Annotated in this window: 22 protein-coding genes; 12 read left to right on the forward strand and 10 right to left on the reverse strand. The window is 64.5% G+C overall.

Annotated elements, in window-relative coordinates; all coding sequences use genetic code 11:
* Positions 1-5: 5 nt before the first annotated feature.
* Positions 6-1,265: a ubiquinone biosynthesis hydroxylase gene (locus LB533_RS01750; protein WP_224676514.1), complete on the reverse strand. Its 1,260-nt coding sequence runs from the start codon at positions 1,263-1,265 to the stop codon at positions 6-8.
* Positions 1,266-1,364: 99 nt separating this feature from the next.
* Here LB533_RS01750 and tesB point away from each other — a divergent pair, with 99 nt between their 5' ends.
* The 7 genes from tesB (at position 1,365) to LB533_RS01785 (ending at position 9,569) form a co-directional block, all read left to right on the forward strand.
* Positions 1,365-2,225: an acyl-CoA thioesterase II gene (gene tesB / locus LB533_RS01755; RefSeq protein ID WP_140524665.1), complete on the forward strand. Its 861-nt coding sequence runs from the start codon at positions 1,365-1,367 to the stop codon at positions 2,223-2,225.
* 249 nt (positions 2,226-2,474) lie between these two features.
* A complete protein-coding gene (locus LB533_RS01760; protein WP_013528889.1) occupies positions 2,475-2,813 on the forward strand; it encodes a P-II family nitrogen regulator in 339 nt (112 codons plus the stop codon).
* A 203-nt stretch (positions 2,814-3,016) separates the two neighbouring features.
* On the forward strand, positions 3,017-4,198 hold the full coding sequence (locus LB533_RS01765) for an ammonium transporter (protein WP_411969768.1): 1,182 nt from the start codon (positions 3,017-3,019) through the stop codon (positions 4,196-4,198).
* 309 nt (positions 4,199-4,507) lie between these two features.
* Positions 4,508-4,783: a hypothetical protein gene (locus LB533_RS01770; protein ID WP_224676516.1), complete on the forward strand. Its 276-nt coding sequence runs from the start codon at positions 4,508-4,510 to the stop codon at positions 4,781-4,783.
* A 212-nt stretch (positions 4,784-4,995) separates the two neighbouring features.
* Positions 4,996-7,674, forward strand: coding sequence for a DNA translocase FtsK (locus LB533_RS01775; RefSeq protein ID WP_224676517.1), 2,679 nt, complete (start codon positions 4,996-4,998; stop codon positions 7,672-7,674).
* A 134-nt stretch (positions 7,675-7,808) separates the two neighbouring features.
* Positions 7,809-8,489, forward strand: coding sequence for an outer membrane lipoprotein carrier protein LolA (locus LB533_RS01780; RefSeq protein ID WP_140513951.1), 681 nt, complete (start codon positions 7,809-7,811; stop codon positions 8,487-8,489).
* Between the two features lie 273 nt (positions 8,490-8,762).
* A complete protein-coding gene (locus tag LB533_RS01785; protein ID WP_224676518.1) occupies positions 8,763-9,569 on the forward strand; it encodes an exodeoxyribonuclease III in 807 nt (268 codons plus the stop codon).
* 123 nt (positions 9,570-9,692) lie between these two features.
* Here the strand turns inward: LB533_RS01785 and LB533_RS01790 are convergent, their stop codons facing one another.
* Positions 9,693-10,148, reverse strand: a complete 456-nt coding sequence (locus LB533_RS01790) for a cyclic nucleotide-binding domain-containing protein (protein ID WP_224676519.1) — start codon at positions 10,146-10,148, stop codon at positions 9,693-9,695.
* Between the two features lie 120 nt (positions 10,149-10,268).
* Positions 10,269-10,952 (reverse strand): response regulator transcription factor, encoded by a 684-nt coding sequence (locus LB533_RS01795; protein WP_091576052.1) that lies wholly within the window; start codon positions 10,950-10,952, stop codon positions 10,269-10,271.
* 165 nt (positions 10,953-11,117) lie between these two features.
* On the opposite strand from LB533_RS01795, the gene LB533_RS01800 reads away from it, so the two are divergent.
* A complete protein-coding gene (locus tag LB533_RS01800; protein WP_224556321.1) occupies positions 11,118-11,633 on the forward strand; it encodes a L,D-transpeptidase in 516 nt (171 codons plus the stop codon).
* A gap of 65 nt (positions 11,634-11,698) precedes the next feature.
* Here LB533_RS01800 and LB533_RS01805 read toward each other — a convergent pair whose 3' ends face one another.
* A complete protein-coding gene (locus LB533_RS01805; protein WP_140643345.1) occupies positions 11,699-11,935 on the reverse strand; it encodes a hypothetical protein in 237 nt (78 codons plus the stop codon).
* Positions 11,936-12,100: 165 nt separating this feature from the next.
* On the opposite strand from LB533_RS01805, the gene gcvA reads away from it, so the two are divergent.
* Positions 12,101-13,033, forward strand: a complete 933-nt coding sequence (gene gcvA, locus LB533_RS01810; protein ID WP_140643346.1) for a transcriptional regulator GcvA — start codon at positions 12,101-12,103, stop codon at positions 13,031-13,033.
* Between the two features lie 9 nt (positions 13,034-13,042).
* Here gcvA and LB533_RS01815 read toward each other — a convergent pair whose 3' ends face one another.
* From LB533_RS01815 to tsaD, 6 genes are read right to left on the reverse strand one after another with little or no spacing between them, the layout of a single operon-like run.
* A complete protein-coding gene (locus LB533_RS01815) occupies positions 13,043-13,459 on the reverse strand; it encodes a DUF1761 domain-containing protein (RefSeq protein ID WP_140643347.1) in 417 nt (138 codons plus the stop codon).
* A 51-nt stretch (positions 13,460-13,510) separates the two neighbouring features.
* Entirely contained in the window at positions 13,511-14,224 is a 714-nt protein-coding gene (locus tag LB533_RS01820; RefSeq protein WP_411908870.1) for a class I SAM-dependent methyltransferase, read from the reverse strand.
* Positions 14,179-14,604, reverse strand: coding sequence for an EVE domain-containing protein (locus LB533_RS01825; RefSeq protein ID WP_140643351.1), 426 nt, complete (start codon positions 14,602-14,604; stop codon positions 14,179-14,181). Before LB533_RS01825 ends, LB533_RS01820 begins: the two co-directional genes overlap by 46 nt.
* Positions 14,605-14,643: 39 nt before the next feature.
* On the reverse strand, positions 14,644-14,940 hold the full coding sequence (locus LB533_RS01830; protein ID WP_140643353.1) for a YciI-like protein: 297 nt from the start codon (positions 14,938-14,940) through the stop codon (positions 14,644-14,646).
* A gap of 36 nt (positions 14,941-14,976) precedes the next feature.
* On the reverse strand, positions 14,977-15,999 hold the full coding sequence (locus LB533_RS01835; protein WP_140643495.1) for an NAD(P)H-dependent glycerol-3-phosphate dehydrogenase: 1,023 nt from the start codon (positions 15,997-15,999) through the stop codon (positions 14,977-14,979).
* A 26-nt stretch (positions 16,000-16,025) separates the two neighbouring features.
* Complete coding sequence (gene tsaD, locus LB533_RS01840) at positions 16,026-17,114, reverse strand: tRNA (adenosine(37)-N6)-threonylcarbamoyltransferase complex transferase subunit TsaD (RefSeq protein WP_140643355.1); 1,089 nt, start codon at positions 17,112-17,114, stop codon at positions 16,026-16,028.
* A 103-nt stretch (positions 17,115-17,217) separates the two neighbouring features.
* Between tsaD and hemC the strand changes: the two genes are divergently transcribed.
* The 3 genes from hemC (at position 17,218) to LB533_RS01855 (ending at position 20,437) form a co-directional block, all read left to right on the forward strand.
* On the forward strand, positions 17,218-18,144 hold the full coding sequence (gene hemC, locus LB533_RS01845; protein ID WP_140643357.1) for a hydroxymethylbilane synthase: 927 nt from the start codon (positions 17,218-17,220) through the stop codon (positions 18,142-18,144).
* A 2-nt stretch (positions 18,145-18,146) separates the two neighbouring features.
* The gene (locus tag LB533_RS01850; protein ID WP_140643359.1) at positions 18,147-18,863 is read left to right on the forward strand and encodes a uroporphyrinogen-III synthase; all 717 of its coding nucleotides are present in this window, start codon (positions 18,147-18,149) and stop codon (positions 18,861-18,863) included.
* Positions 18,864-18,952: 89 nt separating this feature from the next.
* On the forward strand, positions 18,953-20,437 hold the full coding sequence (locus LB533_RS01855) for a mitofilin family membrane protein (RefSeq protein ID WP_140643361.1): 1,485 nt from the start codon (positions 18,953-18,955) through the stop codon (positions 20,435-20,437).
* Positions 20,438-20,447: the final 10 nt, after the last annotated feature.

The raw sequence follows: 20,447 nt of genomic DNA on the forward strand, positions 1-20,447 counted from the left end.
CGGGGTCAGATCGCCTCGCCTTTCAAAAGTCGCGGCGTGCCGGCTGAAAGCCCCGACGCCTGGCGGATGAAGAATTCCTTCAGCCGCGGCATGCGCTCGACCAGACCGAGGCCGATGTCGCGCACCGCGCGCAGCGGGCCGATGTCGTTGGAAAACAGCCGGTTCAGCACATCTGTCGTGACGCCCATCTGCACCGTGTCGAAACGGCGCCATTGCTGGTAGCGCTCGAGCACGTCGAGCGCGCCGATGTCCTGGCCCAGCCGGTCGGCTTCGACGATCACCTCGGCCAGGGCGGCGACATCCTTGAAGCCGAGATTGAGGCCCTGGCCGGCGATCGGGTGGATGCCGTGGGCGGCATCGCCGGCAAGCGCCACGCGCGGCGCGACGAAGGCGCGCGCGATGGTAAGACCCAGCGGCCAAGCGCGCGGCTTGTCGGCGACGCGGATCTCGCCAAGCTTGAGGCCGAAACGCTGTTCCAGCTCATGCTCGAAGAGGAGGTCGTCGCCGGCGACCAGCGTCTGAGCATCTTCCGACCGCTCGACCCAGACGATCGACGACCGGTTGGAGCCGTCCTCGCCCGGCTTCAGCGGCAGCGTGGCGAAGGGGCCGGCGGGCAGGAAATGCTCTTCGGCACGGCCATTGTGGGGCCGTTCATGCGCCACGGTGCAGACGATGCCGGACTGGCCGTATTCCCACTTCACCGTCTTGATGCCGGCCATGTCGCGCAGCTTCGAGTTGACGCCGTCGGCGGCGACCAGCAGCCGTGCCTTCAGCGTCGCGCCGTCGGCCAGATGCACGGTGACGCCCGCACCATCGGTTTCGAACCCTTGCACGGCAACGCCTTCGATGATGTCGACGCCGAGCTTTTCGGCGCTGCGGCGCAAGGCGCCGTTCAGCACCCGGTTGGCCACCATATGCGCGAAGGGCTCGCCCGGCGCCACCTCGCCGTCGAAAGTGAGGAAGACCGGGCGCACCGGATCGGCGGTACGCGAATCGGTGATGATCATCTCGGTGATCGCCTGCGCTTCCGGCGCGATCTCGGCCCAGACGCCGAGCCGCTCGAGCATGCGGCAGGCGGCCGCCGCAATGGCCGAGGCGCGCCCGTCCCTTTGCCAGGAGCCGGCGGGCGCGGCATCGACCAGGGCCACGGCAAGCTCCGGTTGCGCCTGTTTCAGCGACACGGCGGCAGCCAGGCCGACATAGCCGGCGCCGGCGACCAGAACATCGAGCCCGGACCTGGTTTTCGCCTCTGCCTTGCCTTCCATGGTCTTCGCTCCTTGCAAGCCAGCCTGCCATCCGCCCTTGACGGCCCGTCCTTCCTGTCGGAAACCCGCCAAGGAAATCTTGAGGCGAGGTCACGACACATGACGGCGGCCATGGACGAGCTTCTGCGCATTCTCGACCTCGAGAGGCTGGAACACAATCTGTATCGTGGTCGCAGCCCCCAGGTGGAGTGGCAGCGCGTGTTCGGCGGCCAGACCATCGCCCAGGCGCTGGTAGCGGCACAGCGGACAGTCGAGCCCGACCGCTACGTGCATTCGCTGCATGGCTATTTCATGCGGCCGGGCGACATCAAGGTGCCGATCATCTACGAGGTCGACCGCATCCGCGACGGCGGCTCCTTCACCACCCGCCGGGTGCTGGCGATCCAGCACGGGAACGCGATCTTCTCGCTGGAAGCCTCGTTCCAGGTCGATGAGAAGGGGCTGGAGCACCAGTTCGCTTTGCCTGACGACGTGCCGCCGCCGGAAGGGCTGAAGACGCAGCGCCAACTGCTCGAAAAGGCCGACCGGGTGCCGGAAGCAGTGCGACGCTTCTGGGCACGCGAGCGACCGCTGGAGCTCAGGCCGGTCAATCTCCAGCACTATGAAAGCCGCGACAAGCTGCCGCCCCGACAGAATGTCTGGATCCGCCTCGCCGGCCCCGTCCCAGACGACCGCGCGCTGCAATCGGTGCTGCTCGCCTATCTCTCCGACATGACACTGCTCGACACCTCGACCTTCGCGCATGGGCGCGGGCTGTTCGATCCCGACATCCAGGCGGCCAGCCTCGACCATTCGATGTGGTTCCACCGTCCGCATTCGCTCGACGGCTGGCTGCTCTACGCGCAGGACAGCCCCTCGAGCTCGGGATCGCGCGGGTTCAGCCGCGGCACGCTTTATGCCCGCGACGGCACGCTGATCGCCTCGATGGCCCAGGAAGGCTTGATCCGGCTCAAGCGTTGAGCAGTCCGTTCGACCAAAGCCTCCCAAATAGGCGTTTTCTGAAAATTGCTTAATTATTGAGCAGAAGCTGTGCCGCGCTTATCGGCACGGTGCGATCGCCGGCGTGTCAATTCCTTTGTTTACAACAAGTTAACACGCTGCTTCGGCAATTGGCACGGAGCTTGAATCCTCGTCGGCACTCTCCGGCTCCTCGGGATCGGTGAAGGTGTGCAAACGCGGGGGACCGCAACAGCAAAAGGGTGAAACCTTATGAAAATCGTGATGGCAATCATCAAGCCGTTCAAGCTCGACGAGGTACGCGAAGCGCTTACCGCCGTCGGCATCCAGGGCCTGACCGTCACCGAAGTCAAAGGCTACGGGCGTCAGAAGGGGCACACGGAAATCTATCGCGGGGCGGAATACGCGGTCAGTTTCCTGCCGAAGATCAAGATCGAGGTCGCGGTCAGCGCCGACATGGTCGACAAGGCCGTGGAGGCCATCACCGCAGCCGCCAAGACCGGTCAGATCGGCGACGGCAAGATCTTCGTTTTCGGCATCGACCAGGCGGTGCGCATCCGCACCGGCGAAACAGACACCGACGCGCTCTGAAGCGGCGAACACGTATTCCAATGGAGAGTTCAATGAATATTTCTTCCACCTTGAAGAAGACGGGACGCGCCGCCCTTTTTGGCTCGCTCGCTCTCGCAGCGTTGGGCAGCGTCGCCGCCTTCGCGCAGGAAGCGGCTCCGGCCGCGGCTGCCGCCGCGCCGGCCGCTCCCACCCCGGTGCTCGACACCGGCAACACCGCCTGGATGCTGACTTCGACGGCGCTGGTGCTGATGATGACCATCCCTGGCCTGGCCCTGTTCTACGGCGGCATGGTGCGCAAGAAGAACGTGCTTGCCACTGTCATGCAGAGCTTCGCCATCACCTGCCTGGTGACGGTGCTGTGGTTCATGTTCGGCTATTCGCTGGCCTTTTCCGACGGCGGCGGCATGAATGCCTATCTCGGCGGCTTCTCGAAGTTCTTCCATCACGGCATCACCACCTCGACGCTGTGGGCGCCGGGCGTGGCCAACATTCCTGAATTCGTCTTCTCGATGTTCCAGATGACCTTCGCCATCATCACCCCGGCCCTGATCGCCGGCGCCTTTGCCGAGCGCATGAAGTTCTCGGCCCTGCTGATCTTCATGGCGCTGTGGCTGCTGGTCGTCTATGCGCCGATCGCGCATTGGGTCTGGGGCGGCGGCTTCCTCGGCGCTGCCGGCGTGCTCGACTTCGCCGGCGGCACGGTCGTCCATATCAATGCCGGTGTCGCGGGTCTCGTCTGCGCCCTGGTCCTGGGCAAGCGCGAAGGCTACGGCACCACCAACATGGCGCCGCATAACCTGGTCTATTCCGTGATCGGCGCTTCGCTGCTGTGGGTCGGCTGGTTCGGCTTCAACGCCGGTTCGGAACTCGCCGCCGACGGCCTCGCAGGTGCCGCGATGCTCAACACCCAGGTTGCCACCGCGGCAGCGGCGCTGGCCTGGATGTTCGCCGAATGGATCGTCGCCAAGAAGCCCTCGGTGCTCGGCATCATCTCCGGCGCCGTTGCCGGCCTTGTTGCGGTGACGCCGGCTTCCGGCTTCGTCAACCCGACGGGCGCCTTCATCGTCGGCATCGTCGCCGGCGTCGTCTGCTACATCTCGGCGGTCAAGGTAAAGCACATGTTCGGCTATGACGACTCGCTCGATGCTTTCGGTGTCCATGGCGTCGGCGGCGTGGTCGGCGCATTGCTGACCGGCGTGCTCGCCGACCCGGCAATCAACAGCCTGTCCTCGGGCGCGTCGATCGGCAAGCAGCTCTACGGCATCGTCTTCACCATCCTGTGGACGGCAATCGCCACCTTCGTCATCCTCTACATCGTCAAGGCGCTCGTCGGCCTGCGTCCGTCGACCCAGGAAGAGGTCGAGGGTCTCGACATCAGCCAGCACGGCGAAGTGGTGCCATAAGGCCTCTTAGCCATGGGATCGGCGGACTTCCTCCCGCCGGTCCCACCTCTTTCTGTAATCGCGTACGGAAAATCGCTGCACGTCTTCCGGAACTGTTTTTGAAATCCCGTCGTGGCGCTCCGCAAGGTGCTCACGCCTTGAGGCCCGGATCGCTCCGGGCCTCTTTTTTGGAGCCCACTTGGTTGGACGAGCGCAATCACGTTCGCGTGATTGAGATTTTCGAGGAAACATCGGGCGTCTTGGCATCGAACTCCCGGGCACGACCACTGTTCGGCGGTCGTTTCAAACAATAGGGAAGGAAACCATCCAATGAACGTCAAGAATATCTGTCTCGGCGCGCTCGCTCTTTCCATGGTCAGCGGCATGGCATTTGCCGGGGCTCTCGACGAACCCGACAATATGGCCCCGTTCTTCACCAATTCCAGCATGAAAACCATGAAGCCGATGGCGGAATTCAAGACCGCTTTCATGGCCATGCCAATGGAAAAGCAGGATGCGATGAAGAAGGAATGCCAGGACGCGGCGATGAGCAAGCCGCATGCCGAGTTCTGCGCCAACGTCCAGGCGCTCGGCGGAGCCAACTGAGATCGGAGCGGATCAGGCCCACCGAGCCTGATCACCCTGCCGTTGCCAATGCAGAAATGGCGGGCCGTGAGGCTCGCCATTGTTATTTGCGGCAGGCGGCTGAGGCCCTGCCATGGTTAATGCGGCCTTAACCTTCCCACGCATAGTCTGGCAGCCAAATCTGCCGAAGTGCGTCACGCGCTCGGGCCAGGCAATCACTGACGGGGAAGAGCATGCGTTCAGGGGCTTCAGCACCGCTCGCGCTGACCGATACGGGGCACGGCATCCAGGCATTCGCGCGACGCCAGGTCGGCCGGCTGGTCGGCGCCGGCATGTTCGCGTTCACCGCTTTCGGTGTCGCCAGCCTTGCCACCTGGAATGTCGCCGACCCGAGCTTCTCCCACGCCACAGCCAACACCGTCACCAATGCCATGGGCTATGCGGGTGCGGTCTTCTCCGACATCGCCATGCAGTTCTTCGGCCTTGCCGCCGTGGCGGCGCTGGTTCCGGCCGTGATCTGGGGATATCTGCTGTTTTCGGCGCGTGGCGTCGACAGGCTGCCCAGGCGCGGTCTGTTCTGGTTCGGCTTTGCCCTGCTGGCCGCCGCGATCGCCGGCTGCGTGGTGCCGCCCAAGACCTGGCCGCTGCCGACGGGGCTCGGCGGCGTGTTCGGCGACATGGTGCTGAAGATTCCAGGCCTCGTCATTGGCGGCTACCCGACCGGTCTGGTCGCCAGCGTGCTCGCCATTCTGATGGCCGGGCCGGCGCTATGGCTGTTCGCCTACGGTTCGGCGCTGATCGCGCGCAAGAACGGTTTCGCCGTCATGGAGGAACCGGCCGCCGCCGATCCGCGTGAGGATGAGCTGCTGTTCGACAATGACGAGGATGAAGGCGACGAAGGCATACTGGCGCTCGGCGCAATGACCCATTGGTGGCTTTCGTTCCGCGCGTGGATGCACCGCCGCGCCGTGCGCCGCAGGCAGCGGCGGGACGACTTCGAGCCGGGAATGGAGCCGCGCGCCAGCGCCTGGCGGCGCGCCGCCGAACGGGTCGAATCGGCCGAGTTCGCCGAGCAGCGGATGAGCCCGGATGGCCGTGCCCGCGTCGAACCGGAATTCTTCGCCGCCATGGTCAACGATCGCAGCGTTTCCGTCGATCCGGACGATGACGTCTTCGACGATCGCTTCGACACCGGCGATGACGATGTCGATTTCGACGATGAACCCCTCGTCCAGCGTCGCGCGGCTCCCACCGCCAAGGTCCAGCCGTTCCGCTCGGATGCCGCCACGCGCGTTGAAGCGCCGGCGCCGCGCCCGGCCCCGGGTGCGCGCGTCCAGCGCGAGGCGCAGACCTCGCTGATCGGCTCGGAAAAATTCGAGATGCCGTCGCTGCATTTCCTGTCCGAACCGAAGAACGTCGCGCGCGACCCGAGCCTCTCGAAAGACGCGCTGGAACAGAACGCCCGCCTGCTCGAAGGCGTGCTGGAGGATTTCGGCGTCAAGGGCGAGATCATCCATGTCCGCCCCGGCCCCGTCGTCACGCTCTATGAGCTGGAGCCGGCGCCAGGCATCAAATCATCGCGCGTCATCGGCCTCTCCGATGACATCGCCCGCTCGATGAGCGCCATCGCCTGCCGCGTCGCCGTGGTGCCGGGCCGCAACGCCATCGGCATCGAATTGCCTAACGCCAAGCGTGAGACGGTGTATCTCAGGGAAATTATGGCCAGCCGCGATTTCGAGACCACCAAGGCCAAGCTGGCGTTGGCGCTGGGCAAGACCATCAACGGCGAGGCGGTCATCGTCGATATCGCCAAGATGCCGCACGTTCTGGTCGCCGGCACCACCGGCTCGGGCAAGTCGGTCGCCATCAACACCATGATCCTGTCGCTGCTCTACCGGCTGACGCCGCAGGAATGCCGGCTGATCATGATCGATCCCAAGATGCTGGAGCTCTCGGTCTATGACGGCATCCCGCACCTTTTGACGCCCGTCGTCACCGACCCGAAGAAGGCGGTGGTTGCGCTGAAATGGACCGTGCGGGAGATGGAAGACCGCTACCGCAAGATGTCGAAGGTCGGCGTGCGCAATATCGACGGTTTTAACGCACGCGTCCAACAGGCGGAGAAGAAGGGCGAAAAGATCTCGCGCACCGTGCAGACCGGCTTCGACCGCCAGACCGGTGAGGCGATCTACGAGACCGAGAATCTCGACCTCGAGCCGATGCCCTACATCGTCGTCATCATCGACGAAATGGCCGATCTGATGATGGTTGCCGGCAAGGACATCGAGGGTGCCGTCCAGCGTCTGGCGCAGATGGCGCGCGCCGCCGGCATCCACGTCATCATGGCGACGCAACGTCCGTCTGTCGACGTGATCACCGGTACCATCAAGGCCAACTTCCCCACCCGCATCTCCTTCCAGGTAACGTCGAAGATCGACAGCCGCACCATCCTGGGCGAGCAAGGCGCCGAGCAACTGCTCGGCATGGGCGACATGCTGTACATGGCCGGCGGCGGCCGCATCCAGCGCGTGCACGGCCCGTTCGTCTCCGACGACGAGGTGGAGAAGATCGTCGCGCATCTGAAGCTGCAGGGCGTGCCGGAATATCTCGACGCCATCACCGAGGACGATGATGAGGACGAGGACGAGCCCTCCGGCAAGGGGGGCTCGGGCGGCGGTGGCGGCGGTGGCGGCGGCAACTTCGAGGATTCCGACGATCCTTACGATCAGGCGGTATCCGTGGTGTTGCGCGACGGCAAGGCCTCGACCAGCTACATCCAACGGCGTCTGGGCATCGGCTACAACCGCGCCGCTTCGATCATCGAGAAGATGGAGAAAGAAGGCATTGTCGGCCCCGCCAACCATGCCGGAAAACGCGAGATCCTGGTGCCGACCGAAGAGGACAAATTCTGATCGCGAAAGATACTGGCGGCAACTTTGAACCTCCTGGCGCGTTCAAGCGGTAAGCAGCGTTCGCGCCGTCAAACTTCAGCCCAACTGGGGGTTCAGGACAGCAACAAATCAGGATTAGGATGAGAGTGACCGACATGAAAAACGATCTTTCCGCGCTCGGCGATCTTGCCCCGACGCGCCGTCAGCTGCTTGGCCTCGGCCTGGTGCTTGCGGGCGCTGCCGCCCTCAACGTGGTGCCCGGATTCGAGCTGCTGGCATCCGCGCAGGCGGCCGTGCCGGCGGCCGCGCAGAAGATCGCCGATCATTTTTCCTCGGTTAAGTCGATGAGCGGCGAATTCGTGCAGTTCGGCCCCAAGGGCGAACAGACCGGCGGCAAGTTCTTCCTGGAAAGACCGGGCAAGATCCGCTTCAATTATGACGGATCCTCGAATTTCCGAGTGATTTCGGACGGCAAGTCGGTAGTCATCCTCAACAAGAAACTGAACACGTCCGATCTTTATCCGTTGTCGAAGACGCCGCTGAAACTGTTGCTCGACGACCGGATCGACCTCTCCGGAAACCGCGTCAAGAGCGTCAAGGAAGAGGACGACCTCACCACCATCCAGCTCTCGGACAAGTCGGTGTTCGGCAATGCGCGGATCACCATGATGTTCGATCCGAAGACCTATGATCTGCGCCAGTGGACGATCACCGATGCGCAGGGCAAGGACACTACGGTGATGATCTTCAACACCAAGGAAGGTGTCAGCTTCGCTCCTGACACGTTTGCCATAGACTATACCGCCAACCGCGAGCTGAATACGAAGACCAGATAACTTCCGTCGCTACGGCAAGTCATATGCGATTGCCCTGCCCTCCCGTAGGGAGAGGAAGAGCGCCAGCCTGGCCACGCTCGCGTCTTTCCTCTCCCTCACATTCGTCCCGGTTTACGGAAGAAATGCCCGGTTCACTCTCCTGGGCTGCAGCGCGGTTGCTGCGAAGGGTGGGCAGGGCCATGAGGGCGGCGCTGATCTCCGCCATAGTTGCAGTACTTGTCTTTGCGCTGCGCGGCTGGCAGTAGTTCGGCGATCTTTCGCCGGACCCGCCGAATGCCCTTTTCCATCGCCACCTGGAACATAAATTCCGTTCGCCTGCGCATGCCGATCGTCGAGCGCCTGCTCGATGAATACGCGCCCGATGTGCTCTGCCTGCAGGAAACAAAAGTTCCCGACGAGCTGTTCCCTGAAAAGGCTTTCCGCAGGCTCGGCTACGAGCACATCGCCTTTCATGGCCAGAAGGGCTATCACGGCGTGGCGACGGTCGCGCGCCGGCCGATCGCGGTAGTCGAGAAGCGCCGCTTCTGCGACATCGACGACAGCCGGCATTTGTCGGTGACCGTGCGGGCCGGTGGCAAGACGATCCTGCTGCACAATTTCTACGTTCCGGCGGGCGGCGACGAACCGGACCCGGACGTCAACCGCAAGTTCAGGCACAAGCTCGATTTCGTCGCCGAGATGAACGCAATCCGCGCCGAACACAGCGAAGTGTCCGCCTCGGTCCTGGTCGGCGACCTCAACATCGCGCCGCTCGAACACGATGTCTGGTCGCACAAGCAACTGCTCAACGTGGTCAGCCATACGCCGGTCGAGACGGAGAGTTTCGAGGCCATGCGGCTGGCCGGCGACTGGGTCGACCTGATGCGGCTCAACGTGCCATCAGAACAGAAGCTCTACACCTGGTGGAGCTACCGCGCGCAGGACTGGGAGGCGTCCAATCGCGGCCGGCGGCTCGACCATGTCTGGTCGTCGCCGAACCTGGTGCCTGATTTCACCGGCTACGAAATCCTGCGGGCGGCGCGTGGCTGGGAACGTCCCTCGGACCATGTTCCGGTCATCGCGCGGTTCAACCTGGACTGATCATCCGGGCCGGCGCCTTTCCCGCTCCGGCGACAATTGCGTCAAGCCGCTGGGTCGCCATGATGAAGGGCAGGTCATTTTTCGGTGGCGCGAACCAGCCGGAAGTCCACCCGACTCTCCCGTTCACCCCGAAAAGCGCGGCGCCAGCTTCTCGATGCGGTGGATCAGTGCCTGAAAGTCTTCCAGGATGCGCTGGTGGAGCTGTGCCGCCAGCTCAGGATATTCCTCCAGGATGCGGCGGAACATCTTTCGGCTGAGCCGGATCACCTCCGAATCGACTACGGCCGATGCGCTGGTCAGCCGGTTGGTGTCGGCGATCAGCGCCAGTTCGCTGAGCATCGTGCCCGGGCCGGCCGTGCCGATAGGGACGCGCTCGGCTGCCTGCTCGCGGTAGAGCACGATCTTTCCGCTGACCACGATATAGGCCGAATCAGCCATGTCGTCCTCGCGATAGAGCTTGTGGTCTGCCTGCAGCAGCATGGTCTCGGCGCCGAAGGCGAGCAGGCGCAATTGTTCCTGCGTGAAGCCCTCGAAAAGCCTCACGGCGGACAGGATGCGGATGTCGTCATCCAGCGCCATCTAGCTGTGTCCCCGAACGGTCAGTCCAATCCTCCTTCGCGGTACGATCCAGAATCCCCCTCCAACAGGATCGCACCCAAAAGCAGCCCCGCCCAGACCGCTTATTGGATAATAAAATGTTTAAGGAACCAGCTTGTAGCCACCGCTTTCTGTCACAAGAATTTCCGCATTGGAAGGATCGCGCTCGATCTTCTGGCGCAGACGATACACATGGGTTTCCAGCGTGTGCGTGGTAACACCGGAATTGTAGCCCCACACCTCCTCGAGCAGCACGTCGCGCGTCACCACCTTCTGGTCGGCGCGGTAGAGATATTTGATGATCGAGGCCTCCTTCTCTGTCAGCCGCACCTTTGCGCCGCGCGGGTCTATCAGCAGCTTCTGGCTTGGCTTGAAGGTGTAGGGGCCGACCGAGAAGGTGGCGTCCTCGCTTTGCTCGTGCTGGCGCAGCTGCGCGCGGATGCGCGCCAAGAGCACCGCGAAGCGGAACGGCTTCGTCACATAGTCGTTGGCGCCGGCTTCGAGGCCGAGGATCGTGTCCGAATCGGTGTCGTGGCCGGTCAGCATGATGATGGGCGCCTTGTAGCCGCCCTTGCGCAGGATCTTCACCGCTTCGCGGCCGTCCATGTCGGGCAGGCCGACATCCATGATCAGCAGGTCGATGAGGCCGCCACGCGCCGCGGCGACGCCTTTTGCCGCAGTGGACTCCTGCAGCACGTCGAATTCCTCATAAAGGGACAATTGCTCGACCAACGTGCCGCGCAGGTCGTCATCGTCGTCGACGATCAGGATGGTTCGTGAAGTCATGGATCAATCCGTTGTTTTGAAAAGAAAATTCAGTTGACCGCTGCCTGTTTATGCGGAAGCTGACCGGCACAACAGCCGATCACAGTGATTTGTTCCGTGGCACGATCATACAAGAAAAAACACGATCGCAATGCAGCCGGCGCAATTTTGCGAAAAGGACTGCGGGTGCTGACCGTGCGGGCGAGGCCCGGCCATCCCAGCCAGGGGCTGCTGCAGGCGGGCAGAACGGTGTTTGCCTGCGCGCTGGGACGTGGCGGCATCTCGGCCGGCAAGCGCGAAGGCGACGGCGCCACGCCGCTTGGCCAAATGCGGATCCTGTCGGGTTATTTCCGGGGAGACCACTTCTCCAGCGGCCGCATCACCCGGCTGGCGATGACGCCGATCGGGCCTGATCTCGGCTGGTGCGAAGTGCCCGACGACCGAAACTATAACAGGCCGGTCAAGATCCCCTACGGCGCCAGCCACGAACGCATGCGGCGCGACGACAGGCTCTATGATGCCTGCCTTGTGCTCGATTGGAATATAACGCCGCGCCGACGCGGACGCGGCAGCGCCATCTTCTTCCACCTGGCGCGCCCGGGCTTCACGCCCACGCAAGGCTGCGTCGCGGTGACCGCACGCACGATGGCGCGACTTTTGCCGCTGCTGTCGGACCGGACGGTGGTGAGGGTGGTAAGGTAGGGATTGGGTGTAGGGAAATAGGCAGTAGGCAGTAGGGCTCTTCCTAATCCTACTGCCTACCCCCTTTACCTCCGTGGCTGCTGCCAGCCGATGTCGAGCAGGCCCAGCCGGCCGAGTTCGCGGTCCATGGCACGGGAGACGTCTTTGCGTGTGGCGCCGACATCGCGCAACTGGCGATCCGACAAGTCCTCGACATCGTCCTGCGGCAGGCTTGCCGCGACCTTGGCCTGGCGGAGCCAGTCGAACGCGGCGGTCAGCCAGTTCAGCCGGCTCGCGGGAGCTCTCAAAGCTATGTGAGACATGATGCGGTTCCTTCCATCCGGATATAAAATCCGGTTTGATATTGGTTCGATGGTCGCATCATGCCCGATTGAAAGATTGGAGAGAAACGAGTAGTTCTTTCCGGATTATCAAGTTTTCTTTGAGGATCAGGACGCCATGACCGCGTCTGTTCTGGGGCCACGCTGATGGCCCGCCTGGTGCCGGGAACCCGGGCGCTGAGGACGCTGGAGGCAGCGGCCCGGCATCTCAATTTCACCCGGGCCGCCGACGAACTCGGCCTGACACCAGCCGCCGTCAGCCACCAGATCAAGGAGATCGAAGACCAGCTCGGTATCGTCCTGTTCACGCGCTCCAGCCGCAGCATCCGGCTGACGGAGGCCGGAACGGTGCTGTTCGAGGCCTCTGCCGATGCGCTCGACCTGCTTGGCAAGGCCGTCTCGCGGGCACAGAAGATGACGCGCGGCACGACGCTGCTGAAAGTGACTCTCGACGCACAATTCGCGACGAAATGGCTGATGCGGCGGGTCGAGGATTTCCGAAAAAAACATGAGGGCATCGAACTCAGGTTCGACATCGCCTACGGATTGCGGGATTTCGACCTTGACGATGTCGACGTCGGCATCCGCTTCGGCGCCGGCAGATATCCGGGACTTTGCGCGCACCGGCTGTTCGACAACGTCATCATCCCCGTGTGCAGCCCGAGCCTGCTGGCATCAGGTCCGCCGCTGCGCGAACCGCGCGATCTCTTCCATCACACGCTTGCCCATATCGAATGGGCGCGGCAGGGCGTGACCTGGCCGAACTGGCGCATGTGGATGGCCGCAGCCGGGGTCGACGATTTCGACGACAGCCGCACCATCGTTTTCGGCACCTCGGCCGACGCGGTCCAGGCGGCGATGGAAGGCAGCGCCGTGGCGCTCGCCGATTTCGCCATGGTGGCCAACGACCTTTCCGAAGGCAGGTTGGTGCGGCCGTTCGAACTCGGCATCAAGGTCGCGCCGGAATTCGCCTATTTCCTGGTCTATCCCAAGGAACTGGTGAACGATCCACGCATCATTGCCTTTCGCACGTGGATTCTGGAGGAAATGGCAAAATCCCAAACTGCGGACCGGGTGTAGCGGAGGCCTTCAGCTCGCCGCGGCGCCGAACCAGCCAACCACGGCGCCAATGATCAGCAGCACGCCAAGCCAGTGGCCGCCGTCAATGACGGTCAGGTCCCAGCCGAAATTCTCGTAGCGATGATTGACCGACAGCGTGGTTGCGACGAAACCGAGCCAAAGCACGAAACCGAAGACCAGTCCCGCCAGCAATGTCGGCTCGCCGCCCGTCACCGCGCCGACGACCAGGGCCATCACAAGCGCCATGACCAACTCGGCGATGAAAGAGACGAGGAATGGCAGCAACGATTTCTTCATGGTTGCCGGATCGAGTTTTGCAGCCTTCAGCCATGGCTTGCTCAAACCGGTGTACCAGCCGGCGCCGAACAGCCACGCCAGGATTGCGGCGACGATCACCGCCAGCCAGTTAACCGCTGAAAAATCCATGATATCCCCCACTGACCCGGAGCTCATGGAAACGCCTGTTCAGTGGCGGCGTCAAGCCGGGCGCGCGGTGCTCCACCGCCAGACAGTGGTGCGTTTTATTTCGGCATCCTCAAGCGCCCGCGTCACCGGTACCTGGTAGACGCCAAGCGGTTCCAACCCCGACCGCGGCAGATAGGAGCGGCCGGGATCGCCGATCAGGATATCGGCGCCGCGCCGCTTCAGAGCCGCGAACCAGGACGTCAGCCGGTCTGCGAACGGCTTGTCGTAGAAGACATCGCCGGCAAGAACCACGTCCCAGTCCGCATCCGTTCCGACGCAGTCATTCTGGACGAATTCGACCGCGACGCCATTGGCTTGCGCATTGAGCCGGACCGCCGTGGCGCAGAATGGATCGATGTCGGCGGCGGTCACCCCTGCCGCGCCGGCTTTGGCCGCGGCGATGGCGACGAGACCGGAGCCGGAGGCGAAGTCGAGCACGCGCTTGCCCCGCACCATGGCGGGGTTGTCGATGATATGGCGGGCAAGCCCCTGGCCGCCGGCCCAGGCAAAGGCCCAGAAAGGCGGCGGCAGCCCGATCTCGACCAGTTCGTCCTCGGTCCGCTGCCACAGATCATGCGCCTCGTCGGCAAGATACAGCGCAATCTCCGGCACGTGCGGCGGCGCCATCAGCGTCGTATTGTCGAGGATGAAGCGTTCCGCGCTATGGCTCGTGAGAACCGTCACGGAGCCGGCGTCAGCCCACCCATGCGGCAGACTTCCTTCCATTCGGCCGGCGTCACCGGCTGCACGGAAAGCCGGCCGAGCCGCACCAGCGCCATGTCGGCGAGCTTGGGATTGGCCTTGACCTGCTCCAGCGTCGGCGGGTTCGGCACATCCTTGAAGGCGCGGATGTCGACGCATTCCCAACGCGGATCGTCCGATGTGGTGTCGGGATGAGCCAGCGCGCAGACCTCGGCGATGCCGACCACGTTCAGCCCCTCGTTGGAATGATAGAAGAAGCCGAGATCGCCGATCTGCATGGCCTTCATGTTGTTGCGCGCCGCGTAATTGCGCACGCCGTCCCATTGCGTGCCGGCCTTGCCCTTGGCTTTCAACGCGTCGAAGGAGAAAACCGAGGGTTCGGATTTAAACAGCCAGTAGTTCATTTTTTCTCCTCCTTGCGGCCCATTTGCGGGCGACCGGGATTAACTAGCCGCCGGCTTGTTGATCGTCCAGTTCCACTGGCGGATCTCGACGCTTTCGAACAAGCCGGCCTTGGCGTAGGGATCAGCCGCCGACAAAGCTTGTGCAGCAGCCATGTCGGGTGCCTCGATCACCGCCAAGGTGCCATTCGGCTTGCCGTCGGCGTCGAGGAACGGGCCGGCGAACGCCAGTCTCCTTTCGCCAACAAGGCCTTCAAGAAAGACGACATGCTCGGGCCGTGTGTCGAGGCGCACCTGCAGGCTTCCCGGTTTATCCTTGCAGATCAAAGCAAACAGCATGGTCTTCTCCTGGTCGGTGGATCAAAGTCGTGGGGATTAATCGTCGGTTTCGGTCTTCAGCGGCCGGGTCATCAACGCCGACACAGCCTGGCGAATGGTGACGGTGCCGTCCAGTATGGCGGCGACGGCGGCGATGATCGGCGCGTCGATGCCGCGCTCGGTGGCGATGCGGGCGGCGATCGCCGCCGTCGGCACGCCTTCCGCCAGCGGCAGCCCGCCAAGCGGCTTGCCTTGCCCGAGCGCCAGTCCGTAGGCGAAGTTGCGCGATTGCGCGGACGAGCAGGTGAGCAGCAGGTCGCCAAGGCCGGAAAGCCCCATCAGCGTCTCGGGTCTGGCGCCGAAGGCGGCACCGATGCGGCGCAGTTCGACGAAGCCGCGCGTCACCATGGCGGCCTGGGCGCTGGCGCCAAGCCCGGCGCCAGTGACGGCACCCGCGGCGATGGCGAAGACGTTCTTCAACGCGCCGCCGATCTCGACGCCGATCAAATCATCATTCGAATAGCAGCGCAGATTTTCCGCCGAGAAGCGCGCGGCAAGCTTGGCCGCCAGCGCCTCGTCGCGGGCGGCAACCACCACCGCCGTCGGCAAGCCGCGGGCGACGTCACTAGCGAAGCTCGGGCCGGACAGAGCGGCGACCGGGCTCCCAGGCAGGATCTCCCCGACGATCGCCGAGAGCAAGTTGCCGGTGTCGCGTTCGATGCCTTTGGCGCAAAGGACAAGCGGAATGCCGGAAGGCATATGCGGCTTGGTGGCTGTCAGCATCGCCCGCAGCGATTGCGCAGGCGCCACTGCCAGCACGCAATCGGCTCCGTCGAGCGCGGCTTGGATGTTGCTCGTCGCCACGATGCCGGCCTGGAGCGCGATGCCAGGCAGATAGCGTCGATTTTCGCCGTGGTCGATTGCGGCGACGGTCTCCGGGTCGCGCGCATAAAGGCGGACGAAATGGCCGGCGCGTAGCATGGCCAGCGCCAAAGCGGTACCCCAGGCCCCGCCACCGAGCACGGCAACGCGCCAGCCGGTTGGCGCAGCCTCGACGCCGCTCATGCCTTCTTCGCTCATGCCCTCCTTGCTCATGCCATCCTTGCTCATGCCTTGGCCCCGCGCCGGCCCGAACCGATCATCGGCGCGGAGATGCTGTCCAGCGGCCAGCGCGAGCGCGGCACGAAATCGAAGCCGTTTTCTTGCGCCAGGCCTTCGCGCATCCGCTCGATGCCGGCCCAGGCGATCATTGCCGCATTGTCGGTGCAAAGTTTCAGCGGTGGAGCGACGAAGGCGAAGCACGCCTCGGCGCACAGCCGTTCCAGCGTCGCCTTGATCGTGTGGTTGGCGGCGACGCCACCGGCGACGACCAGCGCCGGCGCTACCGTACCGGGGAATTGCCGGCGGAACCGGGCGAGCGCGCGCGAGACACGGTCGCCCAGCGCGTCGGCCACCGCCGCCTGGAACGAGGCGCAGATGTCGGCGACGTCCCGGTCGCTCAAGGGCTCGATCGCGCTCGCCGCCTGGCGCACAGCGGTCTTCAGGCCGGAGAACGAAAAATCGGGCTGCGCCGACCCCTTCATCGGACGCGGGAAGGAAAAACGGCCCGCATCGCCCGATGCCGCCGCCTTCTCGACATTGGGACCGCCGGGATAGGGCAGGCCAAGCATCTTGGCTGTCTTGTCAAAGGCTTCGCCGAGCGCATCGTCGATGGTCGTCGCCCAGCGCTGGTAGTCGCCAACGCCGCGCACGGCCAGGATCTGTGTGTGACCGCCGGAAACCAGCAGCAGCAGATAGGGAAAGTCGAGCCCATCGGTCAGCCGTGCCGTCAAGGCATGGCCTTCGAGATGGTTGACGGCGATCAGCGGCTTGCCGGCCGCGGCTGCGATCGCCTTGGCCGTCATCAGCCCGACGATGAGGCCGCCGACGAGGCCCGGACCTGCGGTCGCGGCGATGGCGTCGATGTCGGCCAGCGCCACGCCCGAATCGGCAAGGGCTGCCTCGACAATGCCGTCCAGCGCCTCGACATGGGCGCGCGCGGCGATCTCCGGCACAACCCCGCCGAAGGCGGCATGCTCCTCGATCTGCGACAGCACGATATTGGACAGGATTTTGGGCGCGGCATCGCCCTCCAGCGCCACGACGCTGGCGGCGGTCTCGTCACAACTCGTTTCGATGCCCAGAACGCGGATCAACTGGTCGCTATCCCCTAGAGATTGTATATCGAGGCTTTCCCCGGTAGGAGACGCCCGGAAAAGGCGACTTCGCCTGCCCGGGGGTTATCACGGACCGCGCGCCATGCAAACAATCTTGAAGATCGGAACACGCGGCAGCCCGCTGGCGCTGGCGCAGGCGCAAGAAACGCGGGCGCGGCTGATGGCGGCGCATGATTTGCCGCAAGAAGCGTTCGAAATAGTTGTCATCTCGACCAGTGGCGACCGCATCCAGGACCGGCCGCTGTCGGAAGCTGGCGGCAAGGGCCTGTTCACCAAGGAGATCGAGGAGGCGCTGCTCGCCCGCGCGATCGACATTGCCGTGCATTCCTCGAAGGACATGCCGACGCAATTGCCCGACGGCCTGGAGCTCTCAGCCTTTTTGCCGCGTGAGGATGCACGCGATGCCTTTGTAGGCAGGGCGGCTAAGACGATCGCCGACCTGCCCAAAGGGGCGAAAGTCGGCTCGTCATCGCTCAGGCGCCAGGCGCTGATCCGCCGCATGCGGCCGGATCTCGACGTGGTGATGTTCCGTGGCAATGTCCAGACGCGGCTGCGCAAGCTCGATGAAGGCGTGGCCGCCGGCACCATCCTCGCCCATGCCGGGCTGAAGCGGCTCGGGCTCGGCCATGTAGTCACCGATCTGATCCCGCTCGACATCTTTCCGCCGGCGCCGGGCCAAGGCGCGATCGGCATCGAAACCCGCATCGGCGATGGCGACGTCGAACAGATGCTGGCGGCCATTCATGACCTGCCGACCGGACAGGCGCTGGCTTGCGAGCGCGCTTTCCTGGCGGCCCTCGACGGCTCCTGCCGCACACCGATTGCCGGTCATGCCGTGATAGACGGCGCGGACCTTTCTTTCGCGGGATTGATCATCTCGCCTGATGGTACGCAGTCGCACATGGTCGAGATGAAAGGCCCGGCGCTGGATGCCGCCCTCATCGGTGAAGAGGCGGCAAGGACGGTGCGGGCCAGGGCCGGCGAGACATTCTTCGACGGCTGGGCCTGACGGTGCAGCGCGTTCTGGTGACGCGGCCGGAACTGGGCGCCTCCCGCACCGCGCGACTGCTGCAGGACATGGGGTTTCTACCGGTGCTTTTGCCGCTGACCGAGACGGTGGCGTTGCCGGTCGATGCGGACCTCGTCATCGTCAATGCCGGGGCCGTTGCGGTGACCAGCGCCAATGCCGTGCGCTTTGCGCCGAAGGAGGTCGTCGCCCGGCTTTCGGACTTGCCTTGCCATGCCGTCGGCAAGAGGACCGCGCAAGCCGCGCGTGAAGCAGGGTTTTTGTCCGTCAGCGAAGGTCCCGGCAATGCCGAGGGTCTTGCCGGCAGTCTTGCCGGCGAATTCCAGGGCAAGACCATTGTCTATCTCTGCGGACGCGTGCGCTTCCCGACATTCGAGCAGGGGCTGCAAGCTGCCGATGTCGGGGTCCGCCCCGTCGAGACATACGACACGCTCGCCGTGACCTATTCGGACGAGGCCGTGCTCGCCCGTCTGTCAGGGCAAACCGCGGATGCGGTGCTGCTCTATTCCGCCAGGGCGGCTGCCGCGCTGCGGGTCCTGGTCAGGCGGCCTGCGCTGCATGAAATCTTTGGCAAGACGCGGGTTTTTGCCCTGTCGCATCGCATCGCCGCCGTCCTTGGCGACGTCGCTGGCGACCGTATCCGCATAGCTGCACGGCCCGACGAGGATGCGCTGCTTTCGCTTTTGCGGCCCGGGCGCTGAGCCGCGTCATCACACCGCCCCTTTTCACCGCTTGGTGATGTGCTAGACCCTCTTTGAACCATCCCCAAGCGAATTCGCGGAGCCCAAGCATGGTCAAGACGCCGAAGATGCGACATTCGAAAAGCCGCCGCGATCCGGTGACCATCGAACTCGAGCCCGGCGCCGTTTCCCGCATCGCCGACGAGAATGCCGCCAAGGCCGGGGCGCAAACCGACGAGGCCAAGGCGGAGGAAGCCGCGAACGCCTCGCAGCCGGAGGCGCCCGAAGAGCCTGTGCACGCCGACCAGACCGATCTCGAACCCTGGGAGCACGCCGAGGCGACAGCGCGCCGATCGGATCGATCCGCGGAAAGCGCCCGCAAGGCGGACGAACCGGCGGCGGCCTACCCCGGTTCCCCGGACGACGCCGCTGGCAAGGCCGGCGCCTTCGACTACAGTTTCGAGGACGCATCGGCGAAGCGCGCCGAACCTGATCCGGCCGGGCCGGTGACCGGCGCCTCGGCGGGGAACGGGAAAACCGCATCCGCACCGCCACCGCCGCCGAAGCGGGTCAACGGCATCGCGGCGGGCATCATCGGCGGTGTCATCGCGCTGGTCGGCGCCGGCGGATTGCAGTTTGCCGGCCTGCTCGGCGCGCCGGGCTCCGGTGCCAGCGTCTCGCTCGAAGGCGTCAACGGCGAAATCGCTGCGCTCAGAACCGAGATCGCGGATCTGAAGCAAGCCGGCGACGGCGGTGCGTCGGCCAAGGTCGACAGCTTGTCCGCGGCGTTGGACCAGGTCAGGACGGATGTCGCGGCGCTAAAATCGGCGGCCGAGCAAGGCGGAGCGGGCGACAATGCCGGGCTGGCCGCGCTTGGCGACAAGGTCAGGCAGATCGAGACGGCGGTTGGGGCGCTAGGCAAGGCCGGCAACCCGGCTCCAGTGGATCTCGGTCCGCTCAATGAGAGGCTGGCCGGCCTCGATGCGCTGGTCAAATCGGCCGGCGAGGCGGCGGCGAAGCAGGACGGCCGGCTCACCGCGCTGGAGCAGTCGGTGGCGCAGCTTTCCGGCAAAGTCGAGGCGCAGGCCGGACAGCCGAAGGTCGCGCTCGCCATCGCCGCTTCGGCGCTGAAGGCGGCGCTCGACCGTGGCGCGCCGTTCGGTGCCGAGCTTGAGACCTTCGCCGCGATAGCGCCGGACGCGCCGCAGCTTGCGGCTCTGCGTGCCTACGCGCAAAAGGGCGTCCAGACCCGCACCGAGATCGCATCGCAGATGGATGCCGCAGCCAACGCCATGGTCGCGGCGGCCACGCCCGTGGACGAAAATGCCGGGCTGCTGCAGAACCTTCTGTCGAGCGCCGAATCGCTGGTCAAAGTCCGGCCGATCGGCGCTGTCCAGGGCGCCGGCGCACCGGAAACCATCGCGCGCATGGAGGTGGCGGTCAATCAGGGCGACTATGCCAAGGCGCTCACCGAATATGAGACGCTGCCCGCGCCTGCAAAGGCGGCCGGCGCCGATTTTGCCGGCAAGCTGAAGGCACGCATCGAGGTCGAGACGCTGATCGATGCGCTGATATCAGGCGCGATGAAGGCGTGAGGAACCAGCG

Origin of the sequence: Mesorhizobium sp. BR1-1-13, assembly GCF_020165515.1 — a bacterium.
Lineage (GTDB): Bacteria > Pseudomonadota > Alphaproteobacteria > Rhizobiales > Rhizobiaceae > Mesorhizobium.

Excerpts from the sequence above, each read along its gene's own strand:
- LB533_RS01750 (WP_224676514.1), bottom strand. The coding sequence starts at position 1,265 with ATGGAAGGCAAGGCAGAGGCGAAAACCAGGTCCGGGCTCGATGTTCTG.
- tesB (WP_140524665.1), top strand. The coding sequence starts at position 1,365 with ATGACGGCGGCCATGGACGAGCTTCTGCGCATTCTCGACCTCGAGAGG.
- LB533_RS01760 (WP_013528889.1), top strand. The coding sequence starts at position 2,475 with ATGAAAATCGTGATGGCAATCATCAAGCCGTTCAAGCTCGACGAGGTA.
- LB533_RS01765 (WP_411969768.1), top strand. The coding sequence starts at position 3,017 with ATGCTGACTTCGACGGCGCTGGTGCTGATGATGACCATCCCTGGCCTG.
- LB533_RS01770 (WP_224676516.1), top strand. The coding sequence starts at position 4,508 with ATGAACGTCAAGAATATCTGTCTCGGCGCGCTCGCTCTTTCCATGGTC.
- LB533_RS01775 (WP_224676517.1), top strand. The coding sequence starts at position 4,996 with ATGCGTTCAGGGGCTTCAGCACCGCTCGCGCTGACCGATACGGGGCAC.
- LB533_RS01780 (WP_140513951.1), top strand. The coding sequence starts at position 7,809 with ATGAAAAACGATCTTTCCGCGCTCGGCGATCTTGCCCCGACGCGCCGT.
- LB533_RS01785 (WP_224676518.1), top strand. The coding sequence starts at position 8,763 with ATGCCCTTTTCCATCGCCACCTGGAACATAAATTCCGTTCGCCTGCGC.
- LB533_RS01790 (WP_224676519.1), bottom strand. The coding sequence starts at position 10,148 with ATGGCGCTGGATGACGACATCCGCATCCTGTCCGCCGTGAGGCTTTTC.
- LB533_RS01795 (WP_091576052.1), bottom strand. The coding sequence starts at position 10,952 with ATGACTTCACGAACCATCCTGATCGTCGACGACGATGACGACCTGCGC.
- LB533_RS01805 (WP_140643345.1), bottom strand. The coding sequence starts at position 11,935 with ATGTCTCACATAGCTTTGAGAGCTCCCGCGAGCCGGCTGAACTGGCTG.
- gcvA (WP_140643346.1), top strand. The coding sequence starts at position 12,101 with ATGGCCCGCCTGGTGCCGGGAACCCGGGCGCTGAGGACGCTGGAGGCA.
- LB533_RS01815 (WP_140643347.1), bottom strand. The coding sequence starts at position 13,459 with ATGGATTTTTCAGCGGTTAACTGGCTGGCGGTGATCGTCGCCGCAATC.
- LB533_RS01820 (WP_411908870.1), bottom strand. The coding sequence starts at position 14,224 with ATGGAAGGAAGTCTGCCGCATGGGTGGGCTGACGCCGGCTCCGTGACG.
- LB533_RS01825 (WP_140643351.1), bottom strand. The coding sequence starts at position 14,604 with ATGAACTACTGGCTGTTTAAATCCGAACCCTCGGTTTTCTCCTTCGAC.
- LB533_RS01830 (WP_140643353.1), bottom strand. The coding sequence starts at position 14,940 with ATGCTGTTTGCTTTGATCTGCAAGGATAAACCGGGAAGCCTGCAGGTG.
- LB533_RS01835 (WP_140643495.1), bottom strand. The coding sequence starts at position 15,999 with ATGAGCGAAGAAGGCATGAGCGGCGTCGAGGCTGCGCCAACCGGCTGG.
- hemC (WP_140643357.1), top strand. The coding sequence starts at position 17,218 with ATGCAAACAATCTTGAAGATCGGAACACGCGGCAGCCCGCTGGCGCTG.
- LB533_RS01855 (WP_140643361.1), top strand. The coding sequence starts at position 18,953 with ATGGTCAAGACGCCGAAGATGCGACATTCGAAAAGCCGCCGCGATCCG.